At 63.0% G+C, this 25,396-nt stretch carries 18 protein-coding genes; 15 read left to right on the top strand and 3 right to left on the bottom strand.

The annotated features are described in order from the left end of the window. Positions 1 to 187 precede the first annotated feature (187 nt). Positions 188 to 2,407, bottom strand: coding sequence for a primosomal protein N' (locus ACIP02_RS01285; protein ID WP_400612451.1), 2,220 nt, complete (start codon positions 2,405 to 2,407; stop codon positions 188 to 190). 167 nt (positions 2,408 to 2,574) lie between these two features. Between ACIP02_RS01285 and rpmE the strand changes: the two genes are divergently transcribed. From rpmE to ACIP02_RS01270, 3 genes are all read left to right on the top strand, one after another. After that, a complete protein-coding gene (gene rpmE / locus ACIP02_RS01280; protein ID WP_012274639.1) occupies positions 2,575 to 2,790 on the top strand; it encodes a 50S ribosomal protein L31 in 216 nt (71 codons plus the stop codon). Positions 2,791 to 2,792: 2 nt separating this feature from the next. Then, positions 2,793 to 3,614, top strand: a complete 822-nt coding sequence (locus ACIP02_RS01275; protein ID WP_400612449.1) for a thermonuclease family protein — start codon at positions 2,793 to 2,795, stop codon at positions 3,612 to 3,614. Between the two features lie 178 nt (positions 3,615 to 3,792). Then, entirely contained in the window at positions 3,793 to 5,061 is a 1,269-nt protein-coding gene (locus ACIP02_RS01270; RefSeq protein WP_400612447.1) for a malic enzyme-like NAD(P)-binding protein, read from the top strand. A 224-nt stretch (positions 5,062 to 5,285) separates the two neighbouring features. Here the strand turns inward: ACIP02_RS01270 and ACIP02_RS01265 are convergent, their stop codons facing one another. Beyond that, positions 5,286 to 7,736, bottom strand: a complete 2,451-nt coding sequence (locus ACIP02_RS01265) for a penicillin-binding protein 1A (protein ID WP_400613239.1) — start codon at positions 7,734 to 7,736, stop codon at positions 5,286 to 5,288. Between the two features lie 181 nt (positions 7,737 to 7,917). Between ACIP02_RS01265 and pilM the strand changes: the two genes are divergently transcribed. The 11 genes from pilM (at position 7,918) to ACIP02_RS01210 (ending at position 22,999) form a co-directional block, all read left to right on the top strand. Further along, a complete protein-coding gene (gene pilM / locus ACIP02_RS01260) occupies positions 7,918 to 8,799 on the top strand; it encodes a type IV pilus biogenesis protein PilM (RefSeq protein WP_400612444.1) in 882 nt (293 codons plus the stop codon). Next, on the top strand, positions 8,796 to 9,332 hold the full coding sequence (locus ACIP02_RS01255) for a PilN domain-containing protein (protein WP_400612442.1): 537 nt from the start codon (positions 8,796 to 8,798) through the stop codon (positions 9,330 to 9,332). The genes pilM and ACIP02_RS01255 overlap by 4 nt, the downstream gene beginning before the upstream one ends. Further along, positions 9,329 to 10,345: a pilus assembly protein PilP gene (locus tag ACIP02_RS01250; protein WP_400612440.1), complete on the top strand. Its 1,017-nt coding sequence runs from the start codon at positions 9,329 to 9,331 to the stop codon at positions 10,343 to 10,345. Before ACIP02_RS01255 ends, ACIP02_RS01250 begins: the two co-directional genes overlap by 4 nt. Further along, positions 10,269 to 11,531, top strand: a complete 1,263-nt coding sequence (locus ACIP02_RS01245) for a type IV pilus secretin PilQ (RefSeq protein WP_400612438.1) — start codon at positions 10,269 to 10,271, stop codon at positions 11,529 to 11,531. Before ACIP02_RS01250 ends, ACIP02_RS01245 begins: the two co-directional genes overlap by 77 nt. 4 nt (positions 11,532 to 11,535) lie before the next feature. After that, a complete protein-coding gene (gene aroK / locus ACIP02_RS01240; protein WP_201201961.1) occupies positions 11,536 to 12,054 on the top strand; it encodes a shikimate kinase AroK in 519 nt (172 codons plus the stop codon). A 97-nt stretch (positions 12,055 to 12,151) separates the two neighbouring features. Continuing rightward, positions 12,152 to 13,249 carry a 3-dehydroquinate synthase gene (gene aroB / locus ACIP02_RS01235; RefSeq protein WP_400612436.1) on the top strand — a complete coding sequence of 366 codons (1,098 nt, stop codon included), beginning with the start codon at positions 12,152 to 12,154 and terminating at the stop codon, positions 13,247 to 13,249. A 15-nt stretch (positions 13,250 to 13,264) separates the two neighbouring features. Next, entirely contained in the window at positions 13,265 to 14,869 is a 1,605-nt protein-coding gene (locus tag ACIP02_RS01230) for an SPOR domain-containing protein (RefSeq protein WP_400612433.1), read from the top strand. A 374-nt stretch (positions 14,870 to 15,243) separates the two neighbouring features. Further along, positions 15,244 to 19,689, top strand: coding sequence for a glutamate synthase large subunit (gene gltB, locus ACIP02_RS01225; protein WP_400612431.1), 4,446 nt, complete (start codon positions 15,244 to 15,246; stop codon positions 19,687 to 19,689). Positions 19,690 to 19,812: 123 nt separating this feature from the next. After that, positions 19,813 to 21,231 carry an FAD-dependent oxidoreductase gene (locus ACIP02_RS01220; RefSeq protein ID WP_003249156.1) on the top strand — a complete coding sequence of 473 codons (1,419 nt, stop codon included), beginning with the start codon at positions 19,813 to 19,815 and terminating at the stop codon, positions 21,229 to 21,231. A gap of 238 nt (positions 21,232 to 21,469) precedes the next feature. Continuing rightward, the gene (gene hemE, locus ACIP02_RS01215) at positions 21,470 to 22,534 is read left to right on the top strand and encodes a uroporphyrinogen decarboxylase (protein WP_400612429.1); all 1,065 of its coding nucleotides are present in this window, start codon (positions 21,470 to 21,472) and stop codon (positions 22,532 to 22,534) included. A 117-nt stretch (positions 22,535 to 22,651) separates the two neighbouring features. Continuing rightward, the gene (locus ACIP02_RS01210) at positions 22,652 to 22,999 is read left to right on the top strand and encodes a YgiW/YdeI family stress tolerance OB fold protein (protein ID WP_400612427.1); all 348 of its coding nucleotides are present in this window, start codon (positions 22,652 to 22,654) and stop codon (positions 22,997 to 22,999) included. Between the two features lie 118 nt (positions 23,000 to 23,117). Here the strand turns inward: ACIP02_RS01210 and ACIP02_RS01205 are convergent, their stop codons facing one another. Further along, the gene (locus ACIP02_RS01205; RefSeq protein ID WP_400612425.1) at positions 23,118 to 24,362 is read right to left on the bottom strand and encodes an MFS transporter; all 1,245 of its coding nucleotides are present in this window, start codon (positions 24,360 to 24,362) and stop codon (positions 23,118 to 23,120) included. Between the two features lie 107 nt (positions 24,363 to 24,469). On the opposite strand from ACIP02_RS01205, the gene ACIP02_RS01200 reads away from it, so the two are divergent. Continuing rightward, on the top strand, positions 24,470 to 25,363 hold the full coding sequence (locus ACIP02_RS01200) for a LysR substrate-binding domain-containing protein (RefSeq protein ID WP_400612423.1): 894 nt from the start codon (positions 24,470 to 24,472) through the stop codon (positions 25,361 to 25,363). Positions 25,364 to 25,396 lie beyond the last annotated feature (33 nt).

Genomic DNA, 25,396 nt, shown 5'->3' with positions numbered 1-25,396 from the left:
CGCGGTGGAGCGCTTGGATGCGCAGGTGGAAAAACTGGGCATTATCCGTGGCTGGGAGCGGGTTGCCAACCTTTGAGCTTCAAGCTGTAAGCTGCAAGCCACAAGGAAAAGCTTGATCGCGCTGCCTGTCCCTGTCTGCTCTCGCTTGCAGCTTGCAGCTTGCAGCTTGCAGCTTGCAGCTTGCAGCTCAATACAGGTCTACCGGGTCGACATCCAGCGACCAGCGTACCTGGCGCCCGCTCGGCATTTGTTCCAACACTAGCAACCAGGCGCTGATCAGTCGATGCAAAGGCGCCCGGGTATTGGCCTGTATCAACAGTTGTGCGCGGAAGCGCCCGGCGCGGCGTTCCATGGGCGCCGGTACCGGGCCAAGCAGTTCGATCCCCGGCAACCGTTGCTCGGCCACCAGGCGCTCGGCGGCGGCGCAGGCTTGGTCAAGGAAGCCTTCGGCCTGCCCCGGCTTGTGCGCTTCGGCGCGCAGCAGGGCCAGGTGTGAGTAAGGTGGCAGCCCGGCAGCGCGGCGTTCGTTCAGGGCCTGTTCGGCAAAGGCGAAATAGCCCTGCTCGGTAAGCTGCACCAGCAGCGGGTGGTCGGCCAGGTGGGTCTGGATGATCACCTTGCCGGGCTCTTCGGCCCGCCCGGCGCGCCCGGCCACTTGCACGATCAGTTGCGCCATGCGCTCGCTGGCGCGGAAGTCGCCAGAGAACAGCCCGCCATCGGCATCAAGGATGGCCACCAGGGTGACCCGCGGGAAGTGGTGGCCCTTGGCGAGCATCTGCGTGCCCACGAGGATGCTTGGCTGGCCCTTCTGGATCGTGCTGAACAGGTTGTGCATGGCGTCCTTGCGCGCCGTGCTGTCGCGGTCCACGCGCAGGATCGGGTAGTCGGGGAACAGCACCTTCAGGCGTTCTTCGGCGCGCTCGGTGCCGGCGCCGACCGGGCGCAGGTCGACGTGGTTGCATTGCGGGCACTGGTGCGGCAGGCGTTCGTCATAGCCGCAGTGGTGGCAGCGCAGCACGCCGGAGCGCTGGTGCACGGTCATGCGCGCATCGCAGCGCGGGCATTCCGACAACCAGCCGCAATCGTGGCACAGCAAGGTCGGGGCGAAGCCGCGGCGGTTGAGGAACACCAGCACCTGTTGGCCGGCTTCCAGGGTTTGACGGATGGCCTGCTGCAGCGGGCCGCTGATGCCGCTGTCCAGCGGCAGGCTTTTTACATCCAGGCGCAACATGCGCGGCGGGCGTGCGCCGCCGGCGCGCTGGTTCATGCGCAGCAGGCGGTAGCGGCCGGTAAGGGCGTTGTGCAGGGTTTCCAGCGACGGCGTGGCAGAGCCGAGCAGGATCGGGATGTTCTCCTGGTGGGCGCGCACCAGCGCCAGGTCGCGGGCGTGGTAGCGCAGGCCTTCCTGCTGTTTATAAGAGCCGTCGTGCTCTTCGTCGATAATGATCAGGCCGGGGTTTTTCATGGGCGTGAACAGTGCCGAACGGGTGCCGATGATGATGTCGGCCTCGCCATCCCGCGCCGCCAGCCAGGCGTCCAGGCGTTCGCGGTCGTTCACCGCCGAATGCAGCAGGGCAATGCGTGCGTTGAAGCGTTGCTCGAAGCGCGCCAGGGTTTGTGGGCCGAGGTTGATTTCCGGGATCAGCACCAGCGCCTGCTTGCCGGCCTCCAGGGTTTCGCGGATCAGCTGCAGGTAGACCTCGGTCTTGCCGCTACCGGTGACACCGGCCAGCAGAAACGCGCCAAAACCGTCAAAGCCCTCGCGCACGGCGTCGAAGGCGTCGCGTTGCTCTTCGTTGAGCGGCAGCTCCGGTTGTGCTAGCCAGTGTTCATGGCGCAGCGCCGGCAGGTGGCGGCGTACCTCGATCTGTACCAGCTCCTTGGCCAGCAGCAGGTCGAGGCTGTCCTTGTTCAGGTTGAGCTTGGCCAGCAGGCTGTGGGCCACGCCGTGCGGGTGCTGGGCCAGGGTCTTGAGGGCGTCGCGCTGGCGCGGTGCGCGGGCAATGCGCGGGTCTTCCAGTCGGGCGCCGGGGGCAATGTGCCAGAAACGCTCCTGGCGCATTTCTGCCGGTTCGCCCTGGCGCAGCAGGGTCGGCAAGGCCCAGCTCAAGGTGTCACCCAGGCTGTGCTGGTAGTACTGGGCGGTCCACAGGCACAGCTTGAACAGCGAGGCCGGAATGGGTGACACCGGGTCGAGCAGCGCACTGGCCGGCTTCAGTTTGTCTGCAGGCACTTCGCTTTGCGTACACACCTCTACCAGCACACCGATCATTTCGCGGCGGCCGAAGGGCACGCGAATGCGCATACCCGGGGTCAAAGCCTGGCGCGCCATGCTCGCTGGCGCCTTGTAGTCGAACAGGCGGCGCAACGGAGAGGGCAGGGCAAGGCGCAGGATGACGTCGGACACGCGGAAAGTCTCGGAGGGCATTACAAGAACTGGCGAGCCTAGCAGACGACGGTCGGTGCAAGCGACATCTTGCGCTGACGGTGTGCTCTGGTATTATTCGCCGCCTAATTACGTGCGGTATTCAACAATTGGTGTTGGGTGGCGGCACGCAGCTCGAGGAAGTGACCATGAAAGAAGGTATCCACCCGAACTACGAAGTAGTTGCAGTCACCTGCAGCTGCGGCAACAAGTTCGAAACCCGTTCGACCCTGGGCAACGTCCTGTCGATCGACGTTTGCAACCTGTGCCACCCGTTCTACACCGGTAAGCAGAAAGTCCTGGACACCGGTGGTCGCGTACAGAAGTTCGCCGACCGCTTCGGTATGTTCGGTACCAAGAAGTAATCATGCGCATGGCGAACCCTTCGGGTTTCGCGTTGTTGCTGAAGAAGGCGCCCCTTGTGGGCGCCTTTTTTGTGGGCGCAATCTGGCATCACCCGGCACAGGCGTTCTGCCCTTTGCCGGACAAACCTCAGCAGGTAGCGGTGCGACAGGTGGTTGATGGAGACACCTTGCGCCTGGTCGATGGCCGCAGCGTGCGGCTGATCGGCATCAACGCGCCGGAAATTGGCCGTAAGGGGCGCACCAGCGAGCCTTACGCCGACGCGGCGAGGCGGCGTTTGCAGGCCCTGGTCAGGAGCAATGACGGGCGTGTCGGGCTAGTGCCAGGGGCCGAGGCCAAAGACAAGTACGGCCGTACGCTGGCACATGTTTATGGCCTTAATGGCGACAATCTTGAAGCGCAACTGCTCAGCGAAGGCCTGGGCTACCGCGTGGCGGTTGCCCCCAATGTGCGCCTCAGTGGCTGCCAGCAGTTGGCCGAGCAGGCTGCGCGCCAAGCCGGCGTCGGTGTGTGGCGGCGCTCGCCCGTGATACCTGCGGGCGATGTCAGGCAGTCGGGTTTCGCGGTTGTCAGTGGTCGCATCGAAGGGGTCGAGCGCAATCGTGGCGGGGTCTGGCTGAACCTGGGCGGTGCCATGGTGCTGCAGGTTCCCGCTCGTCTGCAGCGCAACTTCCCTGCTAGCTTCTTCGATAATCTCAAGGGGCGCGAGGTTGAAGCGCGTGGCTGGGTGCTGGACCGTTCCCGCAAGGGCGGGCTTAAGCCTGGGCAGCGACGCTGGGTGCTGCCATTGACCGATCCGAGCGTGTTGCAGCGCATTTCAGGCTAAAAGATGTAGACAGTTCGCTATTAGATTGTACACACTGTTAGCCGTATGCCCCCGTGGGTTTTAGCGTAAAGTCGTAGGCTAAAGGCCTTGACACAAGTGACCGACCAGTCTTGTGACTCCCCGGCTCTTTGCGTATCCTCGGCGGTCCGTCAGAACAGTAAATAGCGGAATGCCCACCATGTCAGACCTGAAAACCGCCGCTCTCGAATACCACGCTCAACCTCGTCCGGGGAAACTGAGCGTCGAACTCTCCAAGCCCACTGCTACCGCCCGTGACCTCGCCCTGGCCTACAGCCCAGGTGTTGCCGAGCCGGTACGTGAAATTGGCCGTGATCCAGAGCTGGCATACAAATACACCGGCAAAGGCAACCTGGTTGCGGTGATTTCCGATGGCACCGCCATCCTCGGTCTGGGTGACCTCGGCCCACTGGCTTCCAAGCCGGTCATGGAAGGCAAGGGTGTTCTGTTCAAGCGTTTCGCCGGTATCGACGTGTTCGACATCGAAGTCGAGTCGGAAAGCCCGCAAGCGTTCATCGACACCGTTCGCCGCATCTCGATCACCTTCGGTGGCATCAACCTCGAAGACATCAAGGCGCCAGAGTGCTTTGAAATCGAGCGCACCCTGATCGAACAGTGCGACATCCCGGTATTCCATGATGATCAGCACGGTACCGCCATTGTGACCGCGGCCGGCATGATCAACGCCCTGGAAATCGCCGGCAAAAAGCTGGAAGACGCCAAGATCGTCTGCCTGGGTGCCGGTGCTGCCGCCATCTCCTGCATGAAGTTGCTGGTGAGCATGGGCGCCAAGGTCGAGAACATCTACATGATCGACCGCAGCGGCGTGATCCACGCTGGCCGTGACGACCTGAACCAGTACAAGGCGCAGTTCGCCCACGCGACCGACAAGCGCACCCTGGCTGACGCACTCGACGGTGCCGACGTGTTCGTTGGCCTGTCCGGCCCGAACCTGCTGAGCCCGGAAGGCCTGAAGTCGATGGCTGCCAACCCGATCGTGTTCGCCTGCTCGAACCCGGACCCGGAAATCGCCCCAGAGCTGGCCCACGCCACGCGCAGCGACGTGATCATGGCGACCGGTCGTTCCGACTACCCGAACCAGGTCAACAACGTACTGGGCTTCCCGTTCATCTTCCGTGGTGCCCTGGACGTTCGCGCCAAGCGCATCAACGAAGAAATGAAGATCGCCGCCGCTATCGCCCTGAAAGACCTGGCCAAGCTGCCAGTGCCGAAGGAAGTATGCGAAGCCTACGGCGTACAGGCGCTGGAATTCGGCCGTGAGTACATCATTCCGAAGCCACTGGATGCTCGTCTGATCACCGTTGTTTCGGACGCGGTGGCCAAGGCTGCGATCGAATCCGGCGTGGCTACCCTGCCGTATCCGAAGCACTACCCGCTGACCAGCGTGGATGACGTGTTCAACGGCTGATTGCTGTTGCAGCTGTCATGAAAAAACCCCGGCTCGCAAGAGCCGGGGTTTTTTGTTTGCCGATGTCCCGGCTGACGCGGTCCCTTGTAGGAGCGGCCTTGTGTCGCGAAAGGGGTGCGAAGCGCCCCCAGGATTTATGCACCAAGCAGATATTGCTGGGGGCGCTTCGCGCCCCTTTCGCGACACAAGGCCGCTCCTACACGGACGGTGTTGGCCTGTCAGGTTTAGAACAAATCCATCGGCGTCGCTTCATCCGCCGGTAGCGGGCTGCCCGGTGCCGAGCCATTACCCAGCTCATCCACCGACGGCGGCGAGTCTTCGGCCTTGAACAGCTCGAAGTAGGCATTCGGTGTGCTTGGCGAGGCCGCGCGACCGCTGACCGGGTCGACGCGCAGGCTGAGGATACCGTCCGGCTCTGCCGGGGCATGTGCAGGCTTGTCCTTGAGCGCCGCGCCCATGAAACTCATCCAGATCGGCAGCGCCGCGGTGCCGCCGTACTCGCGGCGGCCTAGGGTTTCCGGCTGGTCGAAACCGACCCACACGGTGGTCACGTAATCGGCGTTGTAGCCGGAGAACCAGGCGTCCTTGGATTCGTTGGTGGTACCGGTCTTGCCTGCCAGGTCGGTGCGGCCCAGGGCCAGCGCCCGGCGGCCGGTACCGCGCTTGATCACGTCCTGCAGCATGCTGGTGAGGATGTAAGTGGTGCGCCCGTCGATGATCCGCTCGGCCACGGCCGGTGTTTGCGGCGCAGCAGTCACCTGGCCAAAAGCCGAAGGTGCTTCGCCTGGCATGGCTGCGGTGCTGATCGGCTGCTCGGGTGCAGCCAGGCCGGCCTGGTCCTCGGCGCCTTGCGGCACGTGGGCAGGGTTGGCGGTGAACAACGTCTCGCCGCTGCGGCTTTCGATGCGGTCGATCAGGTACGGGGTGATCTTGTAGCCACCGTTGGCAAAGGTGCTCCAGCCGGTGGCAATTTCCATCGGGGTCAGGGTGGCAGTACCCAAAGCCAGCGACAGGTTGCGCGGCAGGTCCTGCTTGTTGAAGCCGAACTTGGCGATGTAGTCGATGGTGCGGTCCACACCCATGGCCTGCAGCAGGCGGATCGATACCAGGTTGCGCGACTTGTACAGCGCTTCACGCATGCGGATCGGGCCGAGGAAGGTGTTGGTGTCGTTCTTTGGTCGCCACACTTTATCTACCGACTCGTCAACGAACACGATCGGCGCATCGTTGACCAGGCTGGCAGCGGTGTAGCCGCTGTCCAGCGCGGCGCTGTAGATGAACGGCTTGAAGCTCGAACCTGGTTGGCGCTTGGCCTGCATGGCGCGGTTGTAGTTGCTCTGCTCGAACGAGAAACCGCCGACCAGGGCGCGGATGGCGCCGTTGTAAGGGTCCAGGGTGACCAGCGCACTTTGCGCACCGGGTACCTGGCTGAACTTGAACTTGCCATCTTCCAGGCGCTGCAGGCGCACCAGGTCGCCGACCTGGGCCACGTCGGCCGGCGATTGCGGCGCGCGGCCCATCGCGTTGCTGTTGATGAACGGGCGCGCCCATTTCATCGTGTCCCAGGCAACCTCGGATTGCTGACCGTCTCGGGTCAGCACCTTCAGGCCGGTTTTTTCGACCTGGGTGACGATGGCCGGCTCCAGGCCGCCAAGGGTGCGCTGCTTGCCCAGTTCCTGCAGCCAGGCTGCCTGGGTGCGGCCCGGGAAGCGTGCTTCAGGGCCGCGGTAGCCGTGGCGTTCATCATAATCGGAGAGGCCGTTGAGGATGGCCTTGTTGGCCATTTCCTGCATGTCGCTGGGCACTGTGGTGGTGACGCGGAAGCCTTCGGTGTAGGCGTCGCTGCCGTAACGGCCGACCATTTCCGCACGAGCCATCTCGGCGATGTACGGCGCATTCACCTCAGGTGTCGGCACGTGGTAGCTGGCATTGAGCGGCTCGGCCAGGGCAGCTTCATAGCTGGCCTGGTCGATCTTGCCCAGCTTGTACATGCGGCCCAGGATCCAGTCGCGGCGCTCCTTGGCGCGCACCGGGTTGGCCAGCGGGTTGAAGCGTGACGGTGCCTTGGGCAGGCCGGCGATCATCGCCATCTGCGCCAGGCTGACGTCACGGATCGACTTGCCGTAGTACACCTGGGCAGCGGCGTCGATGCCGTAGGCGCGGTTACCGAGGTAGATCTTGTTCACGTACAGCTCAAGGATCTCGTCCTTGGTCAGCTCACGCTCGATCTGCAGGGCCAGCAGGATTTCGTTGGTCTTGCGCGAGAAGCTGCGTTCGCTGGTGAGGAAGAAGTTTTTCGCCACCTGCATGGTGATGGTGCTGCCGCCGGTCTGGATATGCCCGGTTTTCACCAGCTGGGTTGCTGCGCGCATCAGGCTGCTGGGATCGACACCGTAGTGGTTGAGGAAATTGTCGTCCTCGGCCGACAGCAGTGCCTGAATGAACTGTGGGGGAATTTCCGCGAAGCGGATCGGTGAGCGGCGCATTTCGCCGAACTCGGCAATCAGCTTGCCATCGCTGCTGTACACCCTCAGGGGGATCTGCAACTGGATGCTTCTGAGCGAATCGACCGAGGGCAGGCTGGGGCTAAGATACAGAAACGCACCGCTCACACCGAGTACGAGCGCGCAGATGACTGCGACGGAAGACCACCAGAAGAACTTCAGCAGACGTATCAAGGCTTTTCGGTGTCCAGGTTGAGAGTGGATTGCACGCAGGTCCGGCGGACCAAAAAACGCTGGGCATTATACGCATTTTTTCGCCTCTCCGGGTTACCGGCCAGGCTACCCGTCGCCTTGGCGGGCGGCCCCGGCCCAGTGTCGCCGCGGGGTTGCAACACACAGCAAGGAAGTCGCGATGCTTGGACGCTTTGGCATGGATGCCGGTTCACTCGTAGGGGTGGAAATCGCCCCTGATGCCATTCGCTTGGTGCAACTGCAACAGCGCAGGCGACGCTGGCGGGTGATGGGCTCGGCGCACGAACCGCTGCCCCAGGAGGTGGGGAATGACTGGGCGGCAGAGCCTGGCCTGGTAGCGGCGGCGTTGCGGCGCGCCCATCGGCAGAGTGGCCTCAGGCAGCGCCGGGTAGCGTTGGCGCTGCCAGCCAGCCAGGTCATCTGCAAGCTGTGCCATATGCCGGTGGAGCGTGGCGTGGAACAGTTGGAGGCGCAGCTGCTGGCCGATGCCGAACGGCTGTTTCCGTTCCCGCTGGAGGACCTGGCCCTGGATTTTCAGGTCGTTGGGCCTTCACGCGTACAGCCCGGTTGCAGCGAGGTGATGGTTGCAGCTTGTCGGCAAAGCGCTTTGGCGGCACTTGAAGCGGTGGTCGAGGAGGCGGGACTGCAGCTGGAAGCCGTCGAGATCGACAACATTGCGTTGTGTCGCATGTTGCCGGTAAGCGGCCTGGAGAGGGCGGCGTTGCTGCGTATCGAGGCGCACAGCGTGACACTTCACGACTGGCAGCCGGGTGGGGTGTTCCAGCGGCGTGAACTGCAAACGGCAGGCACGGAAATGGCCGCGGCATTGCCTGAGCGGCTGCAGGCACTCCTTGCTGCAGAGCAGTTGCCTGGGCAGCTGTGGGTTGCCGGCTGCTCAGCGATTGACCCTGACTGGTTGCAGGGGCTTGGCGGCCGGCTGAATGTTTCGTGCCGGCACCTGCCTGGTCTGGCGGGCCTCGAGCATGTCGATGGCACCCTGCTCCTGGCTTGCGCCTTGGCCCAGGGAGGATTGTGCCGATGATGCGGCTGAACCTTCTGCCTTGGCGCGAACGCCAGCGTCAGGCGGCGCTGCGGCGTTTTCGTAGCCAGCTGGTTGCCGGCGCATTACTGGCCTTGTGCGCCGTTACGCTGGTGGACCAGTTGGCCCGTCAACGTGCACAGCAACAGGCACTGGCCAATGCGCAGCATCAGGCAGCCCTTGAGCTGCTGGGCGAGCGGCTGCAGCCACTGGCTGATGTACGAGAACAGCACGAAGCGCTGCTCGCCGGTGCCGACGTTCTGGAGGCCTTGCGCGCCGATCAGGATGTGTTGGCCGGTGTGTTCGCTGACCTTGAAGGTGCGTTGCCTGAGGGGGTGCAACTGGTTGACCTGAGCCTTGAAAACGGTCGTTTGCAGATGACCGGGCTGGCTGCGTCCGGGGCAGTGGTGGCGCAGTTCATGCGAGAACTGGGCCGCTCGAACGTATTGCTCGACCTGGAACTCAAGCACATCAAGAGCCTGCCGGGCGGTGAGGAGTTCCTGCTGGCTGCGCGCGTTTCGGCGATCTGGTCGTGAATGCGGCACAGCTTTTCGCCTGGTTGGTCGCAGTCGAGCGCTCCGACCGCTTTCGGCGGTTGGCGCCCGTGTTGGTCGCGGTTGTGCTGTTCAGCGCGGGTTGCGCGGTGCGCCTGCCGGCATTCTGGCAGCAACAGGCCGGGGAGGACGCCAGGCATGCCGAGTTGCACCAGTTGCAAGCGAGCCGTGCTTTGCAGTTGGCCGAGCTGCAGAGCCTGCGGGCTTCTGTGGCAGGTGCCGAGCAGCGGTTGCAGGCGGCGCGCTGGCAGCTGGCTGCCGGGGAGGGCATGAGCGACCTGCTTGAGCGATTGACGGTTTCGGGGCATGCACAGGGTTTGCTTGTCGAGCGTCTCGTGGTCCAGGAGGGCGAGCAACAGGACGGCTTCCATAAAGTGCCGCTTGAGCTGCAGGTAGTGGGGCCATACCCGGCCTTGCGGCTATGGCTGGACGAATGGCTGGGCCAGGCGCGGGTGTTGCACAGCGGCGACATGCGCCTGGCACCAGCTGATCGCCAGCCTGGGCTATTGCGCCTGCAATTGCGGGTCGATGCCTACCACGCGCCTGCACCCATGCCCTCGACAGCAGTAATGGCACATATACCGGCAAGGGCTGCCTTGGCCAGGCCAGCAGTAGACCCGTTTGCGCCCCCGGCCACTCGGTTGGAGGGTGGCGGGCTGGTCGGCGTGCCGCTGGCAAAGCTGGAAATGGTCGGCAGCCTGGCGCACGGTGCTGCCCGTGAAGCCCTGCTGATGGCATCCGGAAGGCTCTATCGCGTGCGTCCGGGCGACCGGGTAGGGCGCGACCAAGGCCTGGTGAAGCACATTGATCAACGCCAGGTCGAAGTGCGTGAGCGACTGTTCATGGCGGGGGAATGGCATGAGCGCACGGCGTTCATCACCCTTGCCAACTACCTGGGCAAGGAGGCCCCGGAGCAGAATGAAAACGTGGATGAAATACCTGCTGGCAGCCCTGCTGCCGATTCAGCTGGCGTCGGCGACGCCTTACCAGGGTGAGCCCCTGTCATTGAATTTTCAGGACATCGAGGTGCGTGCGGTGTTGCAGGTGCTGGCGGACTACGCCGGGGTAAACCTGGTGGCCAGCGATGCGGTGCAGGGCAGTGTCACCTTGCGCTTGCAGGATGTGCCGTGGGACCAGGCGTTGGATCTGGTATTGCGCAGCAAGGGCCTGGCCCGGCGCCAGGAGGGCAACGTGCTACTGGTGGCACCAGCAGCCGAATTTGCCGCGCAGTCAGGCGACGCGCGGGTGGTGCAGGCAGTGGACGCGCAGTTGGCGCCATTGCGGCGGGAGCTGCTGCCCATTCACCACGCCAAGGCTGACGAGATGGCGCAATTGCTGCTGGCGAGCCTGGCGGTCGATGGCAGCCTGGGCGGTAGCCTTAGCGTTGATGAGCGCACCAATACGCTGGTGGCGTACCTGCCGGCTGAACGCCTGGCCGAGTTGCGGCAACTGGTGGCGCAGTTGGACGTGCCGGTGCGTCAAGTGGCGATCGAGGCACGTATCGTCGAGGCCAACGTCGATTACGAGAAGAGCCTGGGGGTGCGCTGGGGCGGGCCGCTGTACGGTGAAAAGCTGCGCCCCGGCAAAGAACTGTTCGTCGACCTCGGGGTGGAGCGCGCCGGCAGCAGCATCGGCCTTGGGCTGCTGAGTGGGGGCGTGCTGCTCGACCTGGAACTCAGCGCGATGGAAAAGAGCGGCAACGGTGAGATCATTTCACAGCCCAAGGTGGTCACCGCCGACAAGGAAACCGCGAGAATCCTCAAGGGTACCGAGGTGCCCTATCAGGAAACCAGCCAGAGCGGCGCCACCTCTGTCTCGTTTCGCGAAGCCTCGTTGTCGCTGGAGGTAACCCCGCAGATCACCCCGGACAACAAGGTAATCATGACCGTGAGGGTGACCAAGGACGAGCCGGATTACGTCAATGCCTTGAACAACGTACCGCCGATCCGCAAGAACGAGGTCAATGCCAAGGTTCGTGTGGCTGACGGCGAAACGATCGTGATCGGTGGCGTCTATTCGACTTCGCAAAACAATGTGGTCGACAAGGTGCCATTTTTCGGTGATCTGCCGTATGTTGGGCGGCTGTTTCGACGCGATGCATTACAAGAGAAAAAATCCGAGCTGCTGGTCTTCCTGACTCCGCGTATCATGAGTGACCAGGCGATTGCTGTGAGTCGTTGATTCTGTGCGAAATTTGATACTTGTGGGGCCCATGGGCGCTGGTAAAAGCACCATTGGGCGCCTATTGGCCAAAGAGCTGCGCCTGCTGTTCAAGGATTCCGACAAGGAAATCGAACTGCGATGCGGCGCCAACATCCCGTGGATCTTCGACAAGGAAGGCGAGCCGGGTTTCCGTGATCGCGAGCAGGCGATGATTGCCGAGTTGTGCGCACTTGACGGCGTGGTGCTGGCGACCGGTGGTGGCGCGGTGATGCGCGAAGCCAACCGCCAGGCGCTGCATCAAGGCGGCCGGGTAATCTACCTGCATGCCTCGGTGGAGCAGCAGGTCGGCCGTACCGCGCGCGACCGCAATCGCCCGCTGCTGCGCACCGCCAACCCCGAAGCGACCTTGCGTACCTTGCTGGAAACCCGCGACCCGCTCTACCGCGAGATCGCCGACCTGGTGATTGAAACCGACGAACGGCCGCCACGCATGGTGGTAATCGATATTCTCGAGCGCTTGCAGCAGTTGCCGCCCCGTTAACCCGGGACTATTCTCGGCCACCAGCGCCGAGGCGAGGTTCAACGTTACCGCGCCGGTCGCCCGAATGGCACCGCGCCCAAGTACATTGTGGGGATACATGCAGACACTAAAGGTCGACCTGGGCGAGCGTAGCTACCCGATCTACATTGGCGAAGGCCTGCTGGACCAGCCTGAGCTGCTGGCGCCGCACATTGCCGGGCGGCAGGTCGCCATCGTTTCCAATGAGACCGTCGCACCCTTGTATCTCGAACGCCTGGCCAAGACCCTGGGTGCCTACTCGGTGCTGCCAGTGGTCTTGCCCGATGGTGAAGCCCACAAGAACTGGGAAACCCTGCAACTCATCTTCGATGGTCTGCTGACAGCACGGCATGACCGCCGTACCACCGTGGTTGCCTTGGGCGGCGGCGTGATCGGGGACATGGCCGGCTTTGCCGCTGCCTGTTACCAGCGCGGCGTCGACTTCATCCAGGTGCCGACCACCCTGTTGTCCCAGGTCGACTCCTCGGTGGGCGGCAAGACCGGTATCAACCACCCGCTGGGCAAGAACATGGTCGGTGCCTTCTATCAGCCCAACGCGGTGCTGATCGATACCACCAGCCTCAAGACCTTGCCGCCGCGTGAGCTGTCGGCAGGCCTGGCCGAAGTGATCAAGTATGGCCTGATCTGTGACAAATCGTTCCTCACCTGGCTTGAAGACAATATGCAGGCCCTGCGCGCCCTCGACCCGGTAGCCCTGACCGAGGCTATCCGTCGCTCCTGCGCGGCCAAGGCCGCAGTGGTGGGTGCCGATGAGCGCGAGTCTGGTGTGCGGGCCACGCTGAACCTGGGGCATACCTTCGGGCATGCCATCGAAACCCACATGGGTTATGGCGTGTGGCTGCACGGCGAAGCCGTGGCAGCGGGCACGGTGATGGCGCTGGAAATGTCCATGCGCCTTGGCTGGATTGATAAGGCCGAGCGCGATCGCGGAATCCGCCTGTTGCAGGACGCAGGTTTGCCGGTGGTGCCACCACAGGAAATGACCCCGGCGCATTTCATGGAGCACATGGCGGTCGACAAGAAGGTGCTCGACGGTCGTCTGCGTCTGGTGCTGCTGCGCCAGATGGGCGAGGCCGTGGTGACCGACGACTATCCGAAAGAGATTCTACAGGCCACGCTGTCGGCGGATTACCGCGCGATCGTGGCCCAGCTTTGAGGTTGTGACAGCGCAATGACCAGTTTGCATGCCGATGAGGCCTTTCTCGACCATTACCAGTTGAGCCACGATCCGTTCGCGCCCCGCGTGCCCGGCTTCAAGTTTTTCCCGGCCCAGCGCAAGCCTGTGCTCGGCCAGTTGCACCACCTGGCGCGTTACAGCCAGCTGATGCTGGTAGTCAGCGGCCCGCTGGGCAGCGGCAAGACCCTGCTGCGCCAGGCGCTGGTGGCCAGCACCAACAAGCAGGCCGTGCTGAGCGTGGTGGTGTCCGCCCGTGGCGCCAGCGATGCCGCCAGTGTACTTGGCCAGGTTGCACAAAACCTGGAAGTGGCGCAGCCCGAGATGCAGGCGATTCTGTCCAAGGTGGTGCAACTGGCACTGACCGGGCAGGAAGTGTATTTGCTGGTGGACGATGCGGAACAACTCGACGAGTCGGCACTCCAAGCGTTGCTGGAATTGGCGGCGGGGGTACCGGAAGGGCGCCCGCACGTGTTCCTGTTCGGTGAGCCTTCGCTGATTGCCGGGTTGGACGAGCTCAATGTCGAGGAAGAACGCTTCCACATCATCGAGCTGGCCCCCTACAGTGAAGAAGAAACCCGCGAGTACCTGGAGCAGCGCCTGGAAGGGGCTGGCCGGGGCATCGAGGTGTTCAGCCGTGAACAGATCGTCGATATCCATGAAAACTCCGACGGTTGGCCTGGCAACATCAACCAGGTCGCCCGTGACACTTTGATCGAAGCCATGATCGCCAGCCGTTCGACGGCCAAGCGACCATCCATGGGGTTCAAGATGCCTAAAAAACATGTGCTCGCGCTGTCCGCTGTGGTCGTGGTCGCCGTTGCGGCCGCGGTGTTGATGCCCAAGAAAGGCGACAAGGCCCCCGCCGATGCGCCGGCCGCCCAGGCCCAGTTGCCGCTGGGCGACGGCAAGCCGGGCGCCAACATCGAGTTCTCCGGCTCGTCGCAGCCAATGCCGTTGCCGCTGGTTGGCCAGTCGCAGCCGGTGATGCGCGAACCGTTGGCCCAGGCCGCCGGCATGGGTGAGGGTGAAGAAGGCAGCCCGGCAGGCGATACGGCCCTGCAGCCTGGCAACCCGCCGCCGACCGTGACCACCATTGCGCCGCCACAAGGGGTGCCGGCTGGCCCGGCGCCTGCGCCTGCACGGCCAGTAGCCAGCGCGCCTGTGCAGCCGGTTGCGCCTGCGCCAAAGCCTGTCGCAACCCAGCCGGCAAAACCGGTTGCACCGGCCAAGCCTGCGCCAGCACCGACCCAGGTTGCCGTGGCCAAGCCGGCAGCCAAGCCGGCTGAAAAACCAGCCGCTGGCGGCGCGGGCAACAGTGGCTGGTACGCCGGCCAGAAACCGGGCAATTACGTGGTGCAGATCCTTGGCACCAGCTCCGAGTCTTCGGCGCAGGCGTACGTAAAAGCCCAGGGTGGCGACTATCGCTACTTCAAGAAAGACCTGCAGGGCAAGCCGCTGTACGTCGTCACTTACGGCAGCTTCGCCAGCCGTGACGCAGCGGTTGCGGCAATCAAGAACTTGCCAGCGAAGGTCCAGGCTGGTAAACCTTGGCCACGTACCGTCGGCAGCGTCCAACAAGAGCTGGCCACGGCCCGCTGATACCTGCCGGGCGGCATCACCCCGCCGCCCAGTTGCTGAGCGATTACTGAACTACGAATAGCCTGCTGCGCCTGAGCGCGGCAGGCTTTTCTGTCCCAGACTGCCGGCCACAAGCCCCTAGTTGCAGTCATGGCTGAAACGCTTCAGACTCTAGCCAAGCCGCTATCACGGCGCATGGCGCAAAAACATTCAAAATTGCGACATAAATTTTCAATGGTGAGACATGAAAATTTGTGGGCATCGCTGTCGCTGTGCAACAATGGTTTTCCATGACCACCGCAAAAAAGCTGGCGTTTGATCGGCGTGGATGGTAAGTGGTTGTTAAAAAAGAGATTTACCTCCGTTAGAGAGGTGAACCTGGTGAGAATGTGTCTATGAAAACAGGTCTGTACCATCCCGAAGAATTCAAGGACAACTGTGGTTTTGGCCTGATCGCCCATATGACGGGCGAACCGAGCCACCACCTTCTGCAAACCGCCATGCAGGCGCTGACGTGCATGACCCACCGCGGCGGCATCAACGCCGACGGCAAGACCGGTGACGGTTGCGGTCTGCTCATGCAGAAGCCCGATCAATTCCTGCGTGCCGTGGCCCAGGAGCACTTCGCTGTCGAACTGCCCAAGCAGTACGCCGTCGGCATGGTGTTCTTCAACCAGGACCCGGTCAAAGCCGAAGCTGCCCGCGCCAACATGGACCGCGAAATCCTCGCTGCCGGCCTGAAGCTGGTGGGCTGGCGCAAAGTGCCGATCGACACCAGCGTGCTGGGTCGCCTGGCACTGGAGCGCCTGCCGCAGATCGAGCAGGTGTTCATCGGCGGTGAAGGCCTGAGCGACGAGGAATTCGCCATCAAGCTGTTCAGTGCCCGTCGCCGCTCGTCCGTGGCCAACGCCCACGACGCCGACCACTACATCTGCAGCTTCTCGCACAAGACCATCATCTACAAAGGCCTGATGATGCCGCGCGATCTCGCGGCGTTTTATCCAGACCTGGGTGACGAGCGCCTGCAAACCGCAATCTGCGTGTTCCACCAGCGCTTCTCCACCAACACCCTGCCGAAATGGCCGCTGGCGCAGCCGTTCCGCTTCCTCGCCCACAACGGCGAGATCAACACCATCACCGGCAACCGCAACTGGGCAATGGCCCGTCGCACCAAGTTCGCCAACGACCAGATTCCCGACCTCGAAGAACTCGGCCCGCTGGTCAACCGCGTGGGTTCCGACTCGTCGAGCATGGACAACATGCTGGAGCTGATGGTCACCGGTGGTATCGACCTGTTCCGTGGCGTGCGCATGCTGGTACCGCCAGCCTGGCAGAACGTCGAGACCATGGACGCCGACCTGCGTGCCTTCTACGAATACAACTCCATGCACATGGAACCGTGGGATGGCCCGGCCGGTATCGTCATGACCGAAGGCCGCCACGCAGTGTGCCTGCTGGACCGTAACGGCCTGCGCCCGGCGCGCTGGGTGACCACCACCAACGGCTATATCACCATCGCCTCGGAAATCGGCGTATGGGGCTATCAGCCTGAGGAAGTGCTGGCCAAGGGCCGTGTGGGCCCAGGGCAGATCCTGGCCGTAGACACCGAAACCGGCCAGATCCTCGACACCGACGCCATCGACGACCGCCTGAAGTCGCGCCACCCGTACAAGCGCTGGCTGCGTCAGCACGCCACCCGCATCCAGGCGACGTTGACCGACGACCAGGGCGTGGCCAGCTACGACGCTGACCAGCTCAAGCAATACATGAAGATGTTCCAGGTCACCTTCGAAGAGCGTGACCAGGTGCTGCGCCCCCTGGGTGAGCAGGGCCAGGAAGCGGTTGGCTCGATGGGTGACGACACCCCGATGGCCGTGCTGTCGCAGCGTGTGCGTTCGCCATACGACTTCTTCCGCCAGCAGTTCGCCCAGGTGACCAACCCGCCGATCGACCCGCTGCGCGAAGCGATCGTGATGTCGCTGGAAATCTGCCTGGGTGCCGAACGCAACATCTTCCAGGAGTCCCCGGAGCACGCTTCGCGGGTCATCCTCAGCTCGCCGGTCATCTCGCCCGCCAAGTGGCGTTCGCTGATGAACCTGGAGCGCGAAGGCTTCGACCGCCAGCTGATCGACCTCAACTATGAGCAAAGCGTCGGTTTGGAAGCGGCCATCCGCAACATCGCCGACCAGGCTGAAGAAGCCGTGCGTGCGGGCAAGACCCAACTGGTGCTGAGCGACCGTTATATTGCCCCGGGCAAACTGCCGGTGCACGCGTCGCTGGCCGTGGGTGCCGTGCACCACCGCCTGACCGAACAGGGCCTGCGTTGCGACAGCAACATCCTGGTGGAAACCGCCACCGCCCGCGACCCGCACCACTTCGCCGTGCTGCTGGGCTTCGGTGCCTCGGCCGTCTACCCGTACCTGGCTTACGAAGTACTGGCCGACCTGATCCGCACCGGTGAAGTGCTGGGCGACCTGGACGAAGTGTTCAAGTACTACCGCAAAGGCATCTCCAAGGGCCTGCTGAAGATCCTGTCGAAGATGGGTATTTCCACCATCGCCTCGTACCGGGGTGCACAGCTGTTCGAAGCCATCGGCCTTGCCGAGGAAGTAGTCGGCCTGAGCTTCAAGGGCGTGTCCAGCCGCATCAAGGGTGCGCGCTTCGAAGACCTGGAAAGCGACCAGAAGCTGCTGGCGGCCGAAGCCTGGAGCGCGCGCAAGCCGATCCAGCAAGGTGGCCTGCTGAAGTTCGTCCACGGTGGCGAATACCACGCTTACAACCCGGACGTGGTCAACACCCTGCAAGCCGCCGTGCAGCAGGGTGACTACGCCAAGTTCAAGGAATACACCACGCTGGTCGACCAGCGCCCGGTGTCGATGATCCGCGACCTGCTGAAGGTGAAAGTGGCCGAGCAGCCGCTGGCCCTGGAGCAGATCGAGCCGCTGGAAGCCATCCTCAAGCGCTTCGACTCTGCCGGTATCTCGCTGGGTGCACTGTCGCCAGAAGCCCACGAAGCACTGGCCGAGGCCATGAACCGACTGGGCGCGCGCTCCAACTCCGGTGAGGGCGGTGAAGACCCGTCGCGCTACGGCACCATCCGCAGCTCGAAAATCAAGCAGGTGGCCACCGGCCGCTTTGGCGTTACCCCGGAATACCTGGTCAACGCCGAAGTGCTGCAGATCAAGGTTGCCCAGGGCGCCAAGCCCGGTGAAGGCGGCCAACTGCCAGGCGGCAAGGTCAACGGCCTGATTGCCAAGCTGCGCTATGCGGTACCGGGCGTGACCCTGATCTCGCCACCGCCGCACCACGACATCTACTCGATCGAAGACCTGGCCCAGCTGATCTACGACCTCAAGCAGGTCAACCCGCAGGCGCTGGTATCGGTCAAGCTGGTGGCAGAAGCCGGCGTTGGCACCATCGCCGCTGGCGTGGCCAAGGCCTATGCCGACCTGATCACCATCTCCGGCTACGACGGTGGTACCGGTGCGTCGCCGCTGACCTCGATCAAATACGCCGGTGCGCCGTGGGAACTGGGCCTGGCGGAAACCCACCAGACCCTGCGCGGCAACGACCTGCGCGGCAAGGTACGGGTACAGACCGACGGCGGCCTGAAAACCGGCCTGGACGTGATCAAGGCAGCCATCCTCGGCGCCGAGAGCTTCGGCTTCGGCACCGCGCCAATGATCGCCCTGGGCTGCAAGTACCTGCGCATCTGCCACCTGAACAACTGCGCCACTGGCGTGGCCACGCAGAACGACAAGCTGCGCAAGGACCACTACATCGGCACGGTCGACATGGTGATCAACTTCTTCACCTTCGTCGCCGAAGAGACCCGTGAGTGGCTGGCCAAGCTGGGCGTACGCAGCCTCGGCGAGCTGATCGGCCGTACCGACCTGCTCGACGTACTGCCAGGCGACACCGAACGCCAGCAGTACCTGGACCTGACTCCGCTGCTGGGTAGCTCGCACATTCCGGCTGACAAGCCGCAGTTCTGCGAAGTCGACAGGAACCCGCCGTTCGACGAAGGCCTGCTGGCCGAGAAGATGGTGGACATGGCCATGTCGGCCATCCGTGACCAGGCCGGTGGCGAGTTCAACCTCGACATCTGCAACTGCGACCGCTCCATCGGCGCCCGTGTCTCTGGTGAAATTGCCAAGCTGTACGGCAACCAGGGCATGGCCGCCAACCCGATCACCTTCCGCTTCAAAGGTACTGCGGGCCAGAGCTTCGGCGTGTGGAACGCCGGTGGCCTGAACCTGCACCTGGAAGGCGACGCCAACGACTACGTCGGCAAGGGCATGACCGGTGGCAAGGTCACCATCGTGCCGCCTGCCGGCAGCCCGTTCGCCACCCAGCACAGCGCCATCGTCGGCAACACCTGCCTGTACGGTGCCACTGGCGGCAAGCTGTTTGCCGCAGGTACGGCGGGCGAGCGCTTCGCTGTACGTAACTCCGGCGCCCACGCTGTTGTCGAGGGCACTGGCGATCACTGCTGTGAATACATGACCGGCGGCTTTGTCTGCGTGTTGGGCAAGACCGGTTACAACTTCGGTTCTGGCATGACTGGCGGCTTCGCCTACGTGCTCGACATGGACAACAGCTTCGTCGACAAGCTCAACCACGAGCTGGTGGAAATCCAGCGTATCAGTGGTGAAGCGATGGAAGCCTACCGCAGCCACCTGGCGCGGGTCCTGGGCGAGTACGTGGAAGAGACCGGCAGCGAGTGGGGGCGTGAGCTCTCGGAGAACCTGGACGACTACGTGCGGCGCTTCTGGCTGGTCAAGCCGAAGGCAGCCAACCTGAAGCAACTGTTGTCCAGCACCCGTGCCAACCCGCAGTAAAAACAGCTGCAAGTGGCAAACCTCAAGCTGCAAGTAAAAGCAGTACGAGGTTTGCCCGGCTTAAGTGATCGTCTTGCGGCTTGCAGCGTGTAGCTTGCAGCTGCTGTAAAGAGGTTTTGAAAAATGGCTGAACGTCTGAACAACGACTTCCAGTTCATCGAAGTGGGCCGCAAGGACCCGAAGAAAAAGCTGCTGCGCCAGCGCAAGAAGGAGTTCGTGGAAATCTACGAACCGTTCAAGCCGCAGCAGTCCGTGGAGCAGGCACACCGTTGCCTGGGCTGCGGTAACCCGTATTGCGAATGGAAGTGCCCGGTGCACAACTTCATCCCCAACTGGTTGAAGCTGGTTTCCGAAGGCAACATCCTGGCCGCGGCGGAGCTGTCGCACCAGACCAACACCCTGCCGGAAGTGTGTGGCCGCGTATGCCCGCAAGACCGTCTGTGCGAGGGTGCCTGCACCCTGAACGACGGCTTCGGCGCGGTGACCATCGGCTCGGTCGAGAAGTACATCACCGACACCGCTTTCGCCATGGGCTGGCGCCCGGACATGTCCAAGGTCAAGCCGACCGGCAAGCGCGTTGCTATCATCGGCGCCGGCCCGGCCGGCCTGGGCTGCGCCGACGTGCTGGTGCGTGCCGGGGTGACCCCGGTGGTGTTCGACAAGAACCCGGAAATCGGCGGTCTGCTGACCTTCGGCATTCCTGAGTTCAAGCTGGAAAAGACCGTGCTCAGCAACCGCCGCGAAGTGTTCACCGGCATGGGCATCGAGTTCCGCCTGAACACCGAGGTGGGCAAGGACGTGACCATGGAGCAGCTGCTCGCCGAGTACGACGCAGTATTCATGGGCATGGGCACCTACACCTACATGAAGGGCGGCTTCCCGGGCGAGGACCTGCCAGGCGTGCATGACGCGCTGGACTTCCTGATCGCCAACGTCAACCGCAACCTGGGCTTCGAGAAATCGCCGGAAGACTTCGTCGACATGCAGGGCAAGAAGGTCGTGGTACTGGGCGGTGGTGACACCGCGATGGACTGCAACCGCACTTCGATCCGCCAGGGCGCCAAAGCCGTGACCTGTGCCTATCGCCGTGACGAAGCCAACATGCCGGGTTCGCGCAAAGAGGTGAAGAACGCCAAGGAAGAAGGCGTGAAGTTCCTGTACAACCGCCAGCCTATCGCCATTGTCGGCGAGGACAAGGTGGAAGGCGTGAAGGTGGTCGAGACCCGCCTGGGTGAGCCGGATGCCCGTGGCCGCCGCAGCCCCGAGCCGATCCCGGGCTCTGAAGAGATCCTGCCAGCCGATGCCGTGGTGATCGCCTTCGGCTTCCGCCCGAGCCCGGCACCGTGGTTCGAGCAGCATGGCATCCAGCTGGACAGCCAGGGCCGTGTGGTGGCACCCGAGAAGGGCAAGTTCAAGCACCAGACCAGCAACCCGAAAGTGTTTGCCGGTGGCGACATGGTGCGCGGTTCGGACCTGGTGGTAACGGCTATCTTCGAGGGGCGGACTGCTGCCGAAGGTATCCTGGACTATCTGGAAGTCTGATCGATTGTTGGGGCCGCTTTGCGGCCCATCGCGACACAAGGCCGCTCCTACAGGGGATTGCATTCCACATGTGGGAGCGGCCTTGTGTCGCGATAGGGCTGCAAAGCAGCCCCAAAGGCATTTTTTGTATACAAAAACGCTTGATCTGTGGCATCCAATAGACAAAACGCATGGCCATGGCCGTGCCTTTTGCGCTGGCGTCTGAGAAAATGCCGGCACTATTTTTCCGGATGCCGACATGACTGCCCTGAAGAACGATCGTTTCCTGCGTGCACTGCTCAAGCAACCCGTAGATGTCACCCCGGTGTGGATGATGCGCCAGGCCGGCCGCTACCTGCCGGAGTACCGCGCCAGCCGCGCCAAGGCCGGTGACTTCATGAGCCTGTGCATGAACCCGCAGTTCGCTTGCGAGGTTACCCTGCAGCCGCTCGACCGCTACCCGCTGGACGCAGCGATCCTGTTCTCGGACATCCTCACCATTCCCGATGCCATGGGCCTGGGCCTGTACTTCGAAACCGGCGAAGGCCCGCGCTTCAAGAAGGTCATCAGCACCCCGGCCGATATCGAAGCACTGCAGATCCCAGACCCGCAGAAAGACCTGGGCTACGTGATGGACGCGGTCAGCACCATCCGCCGTGAACTGAACGGCCGCGTGCCGCTGATCGGCTTCTCCGGCAGCCCATGGACCCTGGCCACCTATATGGTCGAAGGCGGCTCGTCGAAGGACTTCCGCAAGACCAAGGCCATGGCCTACGACAACCCGCAAGCCCTGCACCTGCTGCTGGACAAGCTGGCCCAGTCGGTCACCAGCTACCTTAACGGCCAGATCCTGGCTGGCGCCCAGGCCGTACAGATTTTCGACACCTGGGGCGGTAACCTGTCGGCGGCGGCCTACCAGGAGTTCTCCCTGGCCTACATGCGCAAGATCGTCAGCGGCCTGATTCGCGAGCACGAAGGGCGCAAGGTGCCGGTGATCCTGTTCACCAAGAACGGCGGCCTGTGGCTGGAAAGCATCGCCGAAGCCGGTGCCGACGCACTGGGCCTGGACTGGACCTGCGAAATCGGCGATGCCCGCCGCCGCGTGGGTGACAAGGTGGCCCTGCAAGGCAACATGGACCCGACCGTGCTGTACGCCAAGCCGGAGGCCATTCGCCAGGAAGTGGCGCGCATCTTGACCAGCTATGGTCACGGCACTGGCCATGTGTTCAACCTGGGGCACGGCATCACTCCGGAAGTCGACCCGGAGCATGCTGGCGTGTTCATCAACGCGGTGCATGAGTTGTCGGCGCAGTACCATCAGTAAGCTGATCCGCTGAAACAAAAGCCCGGCCATTGTGCCGGGCTTTTTGTCGTATTAAGTTTTAATTCAGTGATCGTCGCTAATCTGGTCCCATCGAAACCGAAACAGGACCCGATCCTCATGAAAGCACGTTACTTTGCCTTGATTCTTGCCCCGCTGTTCAGCACTGCCGCCCTGGCGGCTAGCTACACCGGCCCTGGTGTCCAGTCGGTCACCACCGTCGCTGCCGCCAACGATGCCGCTGATGATACCCCGGTGGTGCTGCAGGGCTTCGTGACCAAGAAGGTCAACAACGACGACAAGTACGAGTTCAAGGACAACACCGGGACCATCACCGTGGAAATCGATGATGAAGACCTGCCGCCAACGCCGTTCAACGACAAGACCAAGGTCAAGCTGAGCGGTGAGGTGGAGAAGCACCTGATGAGCCGGGAGGTGGATGTGGATATGGTCGAGATCATCAACTGATCCGAGATTCTGGGGCTGCTTTGCAGCCCATCGCGACACAAGGCCGCTCCTACAGGGGTTACGCGATCCCTGTAGGAGCGGCCTTGTGTCGCGATGGGCCGCAAAGCGGCCCCAAGATTTAGCTCGATTTCAGCGGCAACTTGCTCAAGTGCAAAGCCACCAGCAACGCCACCGCCAGCAAGCTGCCAATGAACAGCCCGATGCCATTCCAGCCCCACTGGTGCCAGAACACCCCGCCCGCCGTACCGGCTACGCTCGACCCTGCGTAATAGCTGAACAGGTAAAGCGATGAAGCCTGCCCCTTGGCCTTCAGTGCCCGCCGGCCGATCCAGCTGCTCGCCACCGAGTGCGCGCCAAAGAAGCCGAAGGTGAACACCAGCATGCCGACGATCACCATGGCCAGTGGGCTGGCCAGGGTCATCAGCAAGCCGCCTGCCATCACCACGATACTGGCCCAGAACACCTTGCGCCGGCCCAGCTTGTCGGCCAGGGCGCCGACTTGCGCCGAGCTGTAGATGCCTGACAGGTACACCACTGACAACAACCCAACCAGCGCCTGGTTCATGTGGTAGGGCTCGGCCAGCAGGCGGTAGCCGATGTAGTTGAACAGGGTGACGAAGGCGCCCATCAGCAGGAAGGCTTCAAGGAACAGCCACGGCAGCCCGGCATCCTTGAAGTGCATGACAAAGCCATCCACCAGGCTGCGCGGGTTCATCTGCTGCGGGCGGAAGTTTCGCGACTCCGGCAGCACTTTCCAGAACACCACTGCCGCCACCAAAGCCAGGCCGCCGATGGTCAGCATTGCTGTATGCCAGCTGACGAAATCGATCAATACGCCGGTAATCAGACGCCCGCTCATGCCGCCGATGGCATTGCCGCCAATGTACAGGCCCATGGCCAGGCCGATGTGTTGCGGGTGGATTTCTTCGCTCAGGTACGTCATCGCCACCGCCGCCAGGCCGCTCAGCGACAGGCCGACCAGGGCGCGGGTGGCCAGGACCAGCTCCCAGCTCGGCATTACCGCGCTGGCCAGGGTCGACAGGGCGGCACAGACCAGGGCGAAGACCATCACCGGCTTGCGGCCGATTCGGTCTGAAATGGGACCCGTGATCAACAGGCCGAATGCCAGCATCGCAGTCGACACAGACAGCACCAGGCTGCTCTGCGCCGCGTTGATGGCAAATTCCTTGGACAGCAGCGGCATCATCGGCTGCACGCAGTACAGCAGGGCGAAGGTAGCGAAGCCGCCGCTGAACAGGGCCAGCACAGTCTTCATGAAGGCGGGGGTGCCTTTTTCGATCCACATGTCGTTCAGGGGGGCAGCTTCTGGCTCGGCAGCAAGGGGGGCTACAGCGGTTTTCACGGCGGGTACCTCTGGTGCAATGAAAAAAGCATATAGCTGGCTAATGATTCCATCCAATATATTGTTCGACCTATTTAAGACGTTTAGCGACCTGTTCGGAGCCGATCATGGAACTGCGCCACCTGCGTTACTTCATTGCCGTGGCCGAAGAGCTGCACTTTGGCCGCGCCGCCCAGCAGCTGGGCATTTCCCAGCCACCGCTGAGTCAGCAGATCCAGGCATTGGAACAGGAGCTGGGCGCGCGCTTGTTCGAACGTACCAATCGTCGGGTCGAGCTGAGCGAGGCGGGGCGGCTGTTTCTTGAAGAGGCCCGACAGGTGCTGGCGCAAGTGGAAAAGGCCGCTGACGTGGCCCGGCGCGCGCAATTGGGTGAGCTGGGCGAGATGAAAATCGGCTTTACCTCTTCGGCACCGTTCACCTCGAAGATTCCCAAGGCCATCCATGCCTTTCGTCAGCGCTTTCCGGCGGTGCACCTGAACCTCAAGGAAATGAGCAGCCGCGATGTCGCCGAGGGGGTGTTCGACGAATCCATCGAAGTGGGGCTGATGCGCCCGATGCCCCTGCCCGAGGGCTTGCTGGCCACCGAGTTGTTCCGTGAACCGCTGGTAGCGGTTATCAATGCTTCGCACCCTTTGGCCGAGGGCACCGAGCAGGGCGTGCATATGGCGGCGCTGGCCCAGGAGCCGTTCGTGTTCTTCCCCCGCAGTTATGGCAGTGGCTTGCATGCGCAGTTGTTGAGCCTGGCCCGGCAGGCGGGCTTCAGCCCGCATTTTGCCCAAGAGGCGGGGGAGGCGATGACCATCATCGGCCTGGTGTCGGCGGGGCTGGGGGTGTCGGTGCTGCCAGCGTCGTTCCAGCGCATGCGCATTGAAGGGGTGGTGTACCGCACCTTGCTCGATGAAGGGGCGATGTCCGCGGTGTGGCTGGTGCAGCGCGAGCGCGGCGGCTCGGCCATGGCCAAGGCGTTTGCCGAGTTGGTCACAGGGCAGGCCTATGGTTGAAGGGTCGGGTATTCATACCCGGCAAATGGCACT

Origin of the sequence: Pseudomonas sp. NPDC089408 (assembly GCF_044749445.1) — a bacterium.
In the GTDB taxonomy this organism is placed as follows: Bacteria; Pseudomonadota; Gammaproteobacteria; order Pseudomonadales; family Pseudomonadaceae; genus Aquipseudomonas.
This window is presented reverse-complemented; position numbering and strand designations above follow the sequence as displayed.